Source organism: Streptomyces sp. NPDC050263 (assembly GCF_040655955.1).
Taxonomy (GTDB): Bacteria; Actinomycetota; Actinomycetes; order Streptomycetales; family Streptomycetaceae; genus Streptomyces.
In genome coordinates, this window is record NZ_JBFAKW010000009.1 from 132,547 (window position 1) to 141,421 (window position 8,875).

Consider the following 8,875-nt stretch of genomic DNA (forward strand, 5'->3'; position numbering starts at 1 on the left):
CTGCCCGGTTCAAGGGGCGAGACCACGCCGGACAACGGCGGCCACCGTCCAGACAGGAGCACGGACATGCAGCACCGCATCGTCGTCCTCGGAGCCGGCTACACCGGAGCCACCGCCGCCGGCCGCATCGCCAAGCGTCTGCACCGCGAGGACGTCTCCATCACCCTCGTCAACCCCGAGCCCGACTTCGTCGAGCGTGTGCGGCTGCACCAGCTCGCGGCCGGCCAGGACCTCAGGCCCCGGCCGTTCGGCGAGATGTTCGCGGGCACGGGCGTGGAACTGAAGCTCGCGAAGGTCACCGCCGTGGACGTGGACCGCAAGACGGTGGCGGTGGCGGCCTCGAACGGCCACGGGCAGGAGGAACTGGCGTACGACACCCTGGTCTACGCCCTCGGCAGCGGCTGGAACGACGGCGGTGTCCCCGGCGCCGCCGAACACGCCCACGAGCTCGCCGGCCGGACCGGCGCCCTCCGCCTCCGCGACCGGCTGGCCGCCCTGGACGCCGGCCGGCCCGTGCTCGTGGTCGGCGGCGGCCTCACCGGCCTGGAGGCCGCGACCGAGATCGCCGAGGCCCGCCCGGACCTCGACGTCGCCCTGGCCGCCCACGGCGCCCTCGGCGACTGGCTCTCCGAGAAGGGCCGCGCCCACCTGCGGAAGGTCGTGGACAAGCTCGGCATCACGATCCACGAACACACCGCGGTCGACGCCGTGGCGGCGGACGGCGTGACGACCGCCGACGGCCGGACCGTCCCCGCCGACGTCACGGTCTGGACCACCGGCTTCGCCGTCCACCCGATCGCCCAGGCCACCACCCTGGAGCTCACCGACCGCGGCCAGATCGTGGTCGACACCACGATGCGCTCGGTCTCCCACCCGGACGTGTACGCCGTGGGCGACGCGGCGATGGCGATCGGCCCCCACGACAAGCCGCTCCGCATGTCCTGCGCCTCGGGCGTCCCCATGGCCTGGCAGGCCGCCGACGCCATCGCCGCCCGTCTCGCCGACGCCAAGGTCCCCCAGATCCCCCTCCGGTACTTCCAGCAGTGCGTCTCGCTGGGCCGCAAGGAGGGCCTCATCCAGTTCGTCACCGCCGACGACCGCACGGTCGAGCGCGCCCTGACGGGCCGTGGGGCCGCCCTCTACAAGGAACTGATCTGCAAGGGCGCGGCCTGGGGCGTCGCCAACCCGACCGCGGGCATGCCGTCCCGGCGCCGGCGCGTCGTACGGCAGGAGCCCCCGAGCCCCGCACGGTCGGAGGCAGCGGCAGAGGCAGCGGTCTGACCTCGCCACGGCCGCGACTCCGGCATCCCCCGACTCACCCGTGCCGCAGCACGGGTGAGTCGGCGCGCGGGTCAGCAGTTCAGCTGAAGGGGACGGCGTCCTTCGCGGCGGTGTGCCAGTTGGTGACGATCGGGTCGTCGACGATGATGGTGCCGACCGGCAGGGAGACCGGGTCCGGGTCGTCGTTGCCGACGCCGACGATGATGGAGTCCAGTTCCTTGCCACCGTCTCCGCCGGCGCTCTTCGGGTTGACGCCGGCGTAGGCGGCGGTGTTCCCGCTCAGCTTGACGGCCTCACCGACGGACTGCTCGGCGGGACCCGCCTGAGTGCCGTCGGATCCGAACGAGACGGTCGGCAGCTCGGCGGGCAGGTAGCAGGTGATCCCCGGCTTCGCCTTCGCGATGATCAGAATGTATCCGCCGGCCTGGCTCTCGGACTTGGTGCTCCAGGAGATGTCGTTGGCGCCGCAGCCCTGCTCGACCGCCACCCGCTCGCCGTTGCCGACGTCGACGCCGGAGCCGGCCCCGTCCTCGGTTCCCTTGCTCGCCGTGTCGGAACCCTTCTCGGTGCCTCCGGTGCTCTGTCCGGTGCCCGCGGTCGCCGAGCCCGACGGGGTGACCTTCTTGCCGGCCGGGGTGGCGGACGAAGAACCCTGCGCGGCACCGCTGTCCGCAGCCTTGTCCGTGTCCTGGCACGCCGTCATCAGCATGGCGCCGCCGACGAGGGCTACGGAGACGAGGAGGGCCTTGCGACGGTTGCCGGACATTGAAATCCCCTTGGTGATCAGTGATCGAGGCCGAGCGATGTCGGCTTCTCGGTGCTTGTTGATCACTATGAGGGGACTGAGAGCCGAGGGGATCCGGGCGTCTTCGTTCCCGGACGCCGCTGTCACCGACCAGTGACATGTCCACGTTGCAGAAGACCGCGCGAGTTCGATCTCGCCACTCGACCAGAACGGGGCATATACGCATGAGTTCGACGTTCCGGCGCGCCCTCAGTGCACCCTCAGTACACCCGCAGCGCGCCCTCAGTACACGGCGGATCCGCCCTCGATGCGGTCGCGGCGTGCCCTCGGTGCGGCCTCGATCTGCCCTGAAGGCCATCCGCCTGCACCGAAGGGCCGGTTGCTGTCGGTCTGTACCGTCCCGGCCTCAGCCGTCGGCCCGCCGAAGAGAGGCCGGAAGGCGGCGGGCGCGGTCGGGCGGTTCACCGCAGGAGGACATCCGCATCGTGCACCCGCTCACCGACTCCGACCCGGTCGGCATCGGCCGCTGCGGACGGCGACATCACCGTCGTCGAGGGCGAGACGGTCCTCTGGGCGGTCGGCGCGAACCACTGACGCCCTGACGCCCTGACGCCCCTCAGATCAGTTCGGGCTGCGGTTCCGACCGCTGGGCCGGTGCGGTCCCAGGTTCCGGCTGTGCGCGCGCGACGGTCCGTACGTAGCCGTAGATCACCGAGCCCATCGCCAGCAGGAGAAGCGGTCCGGACAGCCACGGATGCTCGGCCATCTCCAGCGACAGATGGCGATACGACACCAGGAGCGCGGTGAAGACCGTCGCGCCGTAGGCGACCAGCCGGACCCCGGATCGATCCCAGCCGCGGTCGAACGAGCGCAGCGCCGCCTCGATCGTGAGCGTGAACACCACGCCGGCCACGAGATCCACGCCGTAGTGGTAGCCGAATCCCAGCGTCGCGCAGAGCGTGGCGATCAGCCAGAACGTGCCGGCGAATCGCAGGAACCTCGGACCCTTGCGGGAATGGATGAAGAGCGCGACGGCCCACGCCGTGTGCAGGCTGGGCATGCAGTTGCGTGGCGTGATCCCGTCGAACGGCATGTGATGCGGAGCGGTGATCGGCGGCGGCGTCCCCGGCCACAGATCGGCCACCGCCCACTGCGCGGTGGAGTGCGACTCCGACCACAGACTGACCGCGGCCCAGTGCTCGGTGCCGTCGCCGTAGGCGAAGATCGGTCCGACCACCGGGAAGATCATGTAGATGCCCGGCCCGAGCAGGCCGATCGCCAGGAAGCTGCGCACCAGATGATGGCCCGGGAAGCGGCCCTCGGCGGCCACGTTGCGCAGTTGGTACAGCGCGACGAGGACCGCGGCCACCGCGAGCTGCCCGTAGACGAAGTCGAGAACATTGAAGCCGATCGAGCCGGTGGCCGTGACGATCCGGCCCATCACCCACGAGGGGTTGCCCAGCGCGTGATCGGCGGTCGCCACGTACTGGTCGAGCACCACCGGGCGGGTCGTGGAGGTGATGAGCAGCCAGGTGTCTCCGGCCTTGCGGCCGGCCACCAGCAGCAGGGCCAGGCCGACGCCCTTCAGCAGGAGCACCCGTTCCGGGCCGCTGCGGCGGGTGACGGCGATGACCGCGTAGCCCAGAATCACCCACAGCGCGCCGTTGCCGAAGGGGTGGCCTTCGGTCACCTTGACGTCCATCGCCCACCGGACCAGACCGAAGGCGACGTCGATGCCGATCGCGACGCCGACCGCGATGAACCGTTGCCGCCAGGTGAGCACCACCAGCATCAACGCCATGCTGGCGTACAGCAGGGGGCCTGATTTGGGCGGGAATATCACCTCTCGCACCTGGCTGGTGATCGGTCCCGGCAGGCCGTAGCGATGTGCGGCGAATTCCAGCGCGACGAGGAATCCGAGGACCGCGGCACCTGCCACGACCCAGAGTCTCGTCCTGCGCGCTATTCGCCTTGTCCGCGAAGGGGCGTTCGGTATTTCTTCTATCAATGTCGGCTGCTTTGTTAGGTTTTGGTTACTTCACGGTGGGTTGCGTTCGTTACCCTCCAGCCGGGGCCGCTTTCTCTGTCACGAGGACCAGCCCGTCTGAGCAAGACGGAATGATGGCAGCCCGGGTTCCGGCCTGAGTGCTTCCTGTGCTGTCACCGGCGAGCGCGCAGAGCGAAGCACAGGGAATCTGCGCAGGTCAATAGCCGTGTGGACGCGTGGGCAGGGTCACTCCCGGTTCAGCTCACGGGCCCATGTGGAGGTGAGCGGCCCACAGGGTCGGGAGAGCCGGGTAGCGGTCTCGGATCAGTCGGATCGCGGCATGGACGCAGACGCCGGTGCGGGCGGCGTCGAAGCGGCCCGCGGCGAGTTGCGCGTAGACGCGTTCGGCGATCTCGACGGCGATGGCGTCGTTGATCTGCCACAGCGTCCCGACGACCTGCGGGAAGCCGGCGAGTTGGAACGCGGTGACGACATGCAGGGCCTCGTCGGCCAGGTCGCGCCCGGTCACGGCGGTGGCGCAGGCGGACAGGTAGGCGAACTCGGAGCGCTCGAGCCGCAGCCGGGAGATCTCCAGCACGTTGAGCGGGTTGGCGGCATGGTCGTGGACCAGCAGGTGACTTCGGTGCGGGTCGTCGGGGTCCACGCCGGCGTGGCAGGCGAAGTGCGCCCAGGGGTGGGCGGCGAGGCGGGAGAGCACGGCCTGGCGGGTCGCCTCCTCGCCGACCAGCCCCTCCGTCTCGGGAAACATCCCGGTCAGGTGCTCGTACTCGGCGCGGGCGCCCGGCAGATCGCGCGCGCCCGGTGTGTGCGGCATGGCGACCGCCAGGAGGCGCGGTGGGCCGGATTCCCCGGGCGCGACCGCACGCCGTCGGTGCTGGGCGCGGGCATGGGACAGCGCCCGCACGGTGGGCGCGTACGAGGACACGACGCTGTCCATGACCGTTCGTCGACGCCCGCCCTCGGACGGCGCCTGAAGATGGTGTCCGGCGGCGTGCAGCGGGAAGTGCGCCAGCGGGCCGCAGGGGATCCACCACATACGACGCGTACCGGGTCCGCCCGCGGGCCGGGTGAGGCCGAGCAGGTCCAGGACCGGTTCCGCCACCGCGTCCCAGAGCCAGGGCAACGTGTCCTGCGCCATGACGCGTTCGGCCTCGATGCGAGCGTCATGGGAGCTGCCGTTGCGCGCCAGAAGCCGGCGCATGTCGTCGAGGCGGCCGTGGACGTCGTCGTGGTCGACGTTCGGCAGTGCGCACACCTCGATGCCGTCGGTGGTCAGCACGAGGGCGTCGCACCGGTAGCGGCTGACGTTGACCATGACGATGGGGCCGCTGTGCGCTTCGGCGGCCAGCTGCGCGGCCTGCGGGGGCAGCAGGAAGCGCTCCAGACCGGGCAGGGCGCGGATCCGTGCGACCAGACCGTCCAGCTCCTGGGCCAGCCTGCGGCGGAGATCCGGGTCGTCCTCGGTGGCGTCGGCGGCGATGACGTCGTCCTCGGTGGCGTCGTCGGCCGTGGCGTCGTCCAGTCGGGCGCACAGGTGGTCGAACCGGTCGGCCAGGTCCGGGGCGCGGTCGCGCAGTTCGGTGAGATCCGTTCGGGAGTCCAGGGCCTGCGCCAGCAGCACACCGCGTCCCATTTCGAGTACCTCGACCGCCCGGTCCGGCAGTCCGGCGGCCAGCATGCTCGCCGCCGCGTCGCTCGCCAGACGTGCGTGCTCGGCCATCCATCGCGTCGCGTCGGACCGCGCGAGGCCACGGGCCGCCAGGCGGGGCAGCAGCTCCACGCCGAGGGCGAATCCGCGCGCCGCCCGCTCGGGCCGGCCGAGCTCCATCGCGAGCTCGCCCCATTCGCGCGCGGCGGACAGCCGGACCGCCGTCGGGGCGCTGCCCCTGGACGCCGCCGTCTCCAGGAGACCGAGCGCCTCCTCGACGCGCCGTCCGTCCTGCGCGGTCACGCCCTGGACGCTCAGCGACCGAGACGGCGACGGCGACGGCGACGGCGACGGCGACGGCGACGGCGACAGAGACGGCGACGGCGACAGAGACGGCGACGGCGACAGAGACAGAGACAGAGACAGAGACAGAGACAGAGACAGAGCAAGGTTCACTTCGCAGTGCGCGCGGAAGTGATGGTCCTCGGCGGTCCCGGCGACGGCGGCGCGGCCCACCGCGATCGCCTCCTCCAACGAGGCCGGATCCCCCGACCGCTCGAAGTACATCCGCAGGGAGTTGCCGAGGTTCGACAGGACGACGGCCCGGTGACGGCCGCCCGCGCCGTCGGCGAGATCCGTCATCTCGCGCTCCAGCACGATGGCGTGCCTCAGACTGCCGAGGTCCTCGGCGTGGCGGGACCTGGCCTTCAGCACGACGGCGAGGTTCGCCAGATGCATCCATCGATCCGGGTGGTCCTCGGGCGTCGCCGCCACCGCCTCGCCGCCCAGCGCGATCGCGCGGTCCAGCGCGTGCGCGTCTCCCGTCCGCCGGAAGCGCCGGTTCAGCATCCCCACGAGGGTCGACCGGCAGCGCGGTCCGTCGGGGTGCCCGGCGGGTGTGACGTCGACGACGGTGCTCGCGGCCTCGATGGCCTCGTCGAGCGCGGTCGTGTCGCCGGTGCGGTCGGCGAGCGCGTCGAGCAGGTCGCCGAGGTTGTGGAGGGCGGTCCGCTGGATCGGCGTACCGCGCGGCGCGGCCCCGACCGCCCTGCGCGACATGGCGATCGCCTCGCTCAGGACCGACTGGTCCCCGGTGCGCCGGAACTGGTGGCTGAGCAGGACGGCGGAGTTGACGAGCACCACCGACCGGGCCTGGTCCGAGTCCGGCAGGGCCTCCAGCGCGGCGCTGCTCAGCTGTAGGGCCTCGTCCAGCAGGGCGTCGTCCCCCGAGCGTTCGTAGAGCATCCGCAGGGAGTCGGCCAGCCCGCCCAGGGCCACGTGCCGATCTTCGTCCACCGGGGACGTCTCGCGGACGCCCGCGCGGCCGACCTCGACCGCCTCCCGGAGCCGGCGGACATCACCCGTGCGCTGGAACAGGGCCCGGAGGGAGCCTGCCAGGTTGTGCAAGGACATCGTGCGGTCCTTGCTCCCGGCCGCGGACCGCTCCGCCGCATCACGGGCGACGGCGACGGCCTGCTGGACGTCGGCGAGTTCCCCCGTGTGCTCGTACAGGCGCTGCCAGGCCATGCCCAGGGTCCGCTGCCGGCCGACGAGCGAGCCGGGATCGTCGGCGGCGTCGGCCACGGCGTTGCGCGCGGCGTGGATCGTCAGCCGCGCGGTGTGGGCGTCGGCGCCGCCGTCGAGGTGGAACGCCAGCACCTGGAGCAGGTCCTCCCACGTCGCCTCGCCGTCCGGCCTCAGCGGTGGCCCCGGTGGTCGCGGCACCGGCTCGGGCAAGGGCAGCTCGGGCTCCAGCAGGCTCACGACGACGAGCAGTGCGGTGGCCGTCCGCACCTCCGGCAGGGCGCGTTCGTCGGCGAGAGCCAGCCCGCGCCGCCAGTGCAGCATCCCGACGAGGTGGCAGGTCTCCACGATGTCCTGGGTCCGGGTCGTGGCGGCGAACAGCTCCACCGCCTCGGTCAGGGCGGCGGGGTCGAGCAGGCCGTACGGACCGGCCGCGCCGTCGAGCCTGGACCGGACAGCCGCCGCCCACCGTTTCCGCACGCGTCCCCCAACGCCCGTTACCCGCGCCCGACTTCACGGTGCGCGCCCCTCAACATCAAAATATCGCGTGAACCCTACGCCCCGGCACGTAGCGTGACCGCATGACAGATCTGGTCGAGTCCCTGTCCAAGGTCGTTCTGCGGGCCGGCGAGGAACTGCTGCGCAAAACAGGTACCTACCCCCGGCCCCTGGTCCACATCCTGGCCGAGGACATGGACCAGCCCTACGTCGGCTTCGTCACCTGCCGACTCTTCTACCGCGGCGCGGACGCGGCGTCCGCACTCGCGGACCTGGGGCTGTTCCCCTCGGTGCTCATGGCCACACGGCTCGTCGTGTCGTGGGAGGACCGCGACCTGCGTACGGCGTTGGAGCTCCCGGGCGAGCCGTTCGCGAACGGCCTGGTCATCCTGGACGCCGGCTTCGAACAGCACACCCTGCACTGGCATCCCTTCGACGTCGAGGTCGGGGAGATCGGTCCACACGGCACACCCCTGGTCATCCCGCACTGGGGCACCCCTGCCCGGATCGAGGACGTGCCGCTCCTGCCGCCGATCGCCGAACTGCTCAAAACCTGGCGGGAGTTCCGCAACGAGGACATCCAGGAAACGGCGATCAGGCTTCAGGAGGCGGGATACGAATTCAACATGGTCAAGCGCTGAGCCGGGCGGCCTCGGCCGCAATGCGGGTGCGCCAGGACGACGAGAGCAGCACGGAGGCGGAGTTGGACCTCATGGTCCAGGCCGTGGGCCCGCTGGGATTCGACGTGTCCTGGGAGGGGGCCTTGCGGGGCCTGCCCTCGTCGAAGCTCTGCGGAGTCCAACTCTGCGTCAACAGCGTGTGGACCTCCCAGTGCACCGAACCCGCCCCCGGCACCCACGTGGTCTATCTCTCCATCGGCACCCGCAACCGCGACTCTGGTCGGTACGATCGACGCCGGGTCACCGGCCGCCCGGTCCACGCCCCCTGAGGTTCCGCCCTGGCAGAACGGCGACCAACTCGCACAACTGGACGCGATCCTGGCCGACGGCGGGGCCGGCCGGCGCACAGGTGCACACGGCGTGGGAGCACCTGGCGGCTTCACCGCCGGACGGTCCCTAGTGCCGCGGCAGGCAACGTTTGCCCGTCAAGGAGCGGCGTCCGGTGCGTGCTCTCGGCGTGCCGGCCGGAAGTCCTCGTACTGGACGTACTT

Annotated in this window: 6 protein-coding genes; 3 read left to right on the forward strand and 3 right to left on the reverse strand. The window is 71.4% G+C overall.

Annotation, left to right across the window (positions count from 1 at the left end; all coding sequences use genetic code 11):
- Positions 1-66 precede the first annotated feature (66 nt).
- Complete coding sequence (locus tag AB0J04_RS06590) at positions 67-1,281, forward strand: FAD-dependent oxidoreductase (RefSeq protein WP_363167246.1); 1,215 nt, start codon at positions 67-69, stop codon at positions 1,279-1,281.
- A 79-nt stretch (positions 1,282-1,360) separates the two neighbouring features.
- On the opposite strand, the gene AB0J04_RS06595 is transcribed toward AB0J04_RS06590, so the two are convergent.
- The 3 genes from AB0J04_RS06595 to AB0J04_RS06605 all read right to left on the reverse strand — a co-directional run bounded on the left by AB0J04_RS06595 (position 1,361) and on the right by AB0J04_RS06605 (position 7,686).
- On the reverse strand, positions 1,361-2,047 hold the full coding sequence (locus AB0J04_RS06595; RefSeq protein ID WP_363167247.1) for a DUF4232 domain-containing protein: 687 nt from the start codon (positions 2,045-2,047) through the stop codon (positions 1,361-1,363).
- A gap of 595 nt (positions 2,048-2,642) precedes the next feature.
- The gene (locus tag AB0J04_RS06600) at positions 2,643-3,965 is read right to left on the reverse strand and encodes a DUF5933 domain-containing protein (RefSeq protein WP_363167248.1); all 1,323 of its coding nucleotides are present in this window, start codon (positions 3,963-3,965) and stop codon (positions 2,643-2,645) included.
- 310 nt (positions 3,966-4,275) lie between these two features.
- Positions 4,276-7,686, reverse strand: coding sequence for a CHAT domain-containing protein (locus AB0J04_RS06605; RefSeq protein ID WP_363167249.1), 3,411 nt, complete (start codon positions 7,684-7,686; stop codon positions 4,276-4,278).
- A gap of 101 nt (positions 7,687-7,787) precedes the next feature.
- On the opposite strand from AB0J04_RS06605, the gene AB0J04_RS06610 reads away from it, so the two are divergent.
- Complete coding sequence (locus AB0J04_RS06610) at positions 7,788-8,345, forward strand: hypothetical protein (RefSeq protein WP_363167250.1); 558 nt, start codon at positions 7,788-7,790, stop codon at positions 8,343-8,345.
- Between the two features lie 20 nt (positions 8,346-8,365).
- Positions 8,366-8,653 (forward strand): hypothetical protein, encoded by a 288-nt coding sequence (locus AB0J04_RS06615; RefSeq protein WP_363167251.1) that lies wholly within the window; start codon positions 8,366-8,368, stop codon positions 8,651-8,653.
- Positions 8,654-8,875: the final 222 nt, after the last annotated feature.

Coding starts and splice junctions, on each gene's coding strand:
- AB0J04_RS06595 (WP_363167247.1), bottom strand. CDS start 2,047: ATGTCCGGCAACCGTCGCAAGGCCCTCCTCGTCTCCGTAGCCCTCGTC.
- AB0J04_RS06590 (WP_363167246.1), top strand. CDS start 67: ATGCAGCACCGCATCGTCGTCCTCGGAGCCGGCTACACCGGAGCCACC.
- AB0J04_RS06615 (WP_363167251.1), top strand. CDS start 8,366: ATGCGGGTGCGCCAGGACGACGAGAGCAGCACGGAGGCGGAGTTGGAC.
- AB0J04_RS06610 (WP_363167250.1), top strand. CDS start 7,788: ATGACAGATCTGGTCGAGTCCCTGTCCAAGGTCGTTCTGCGGGCCGGC.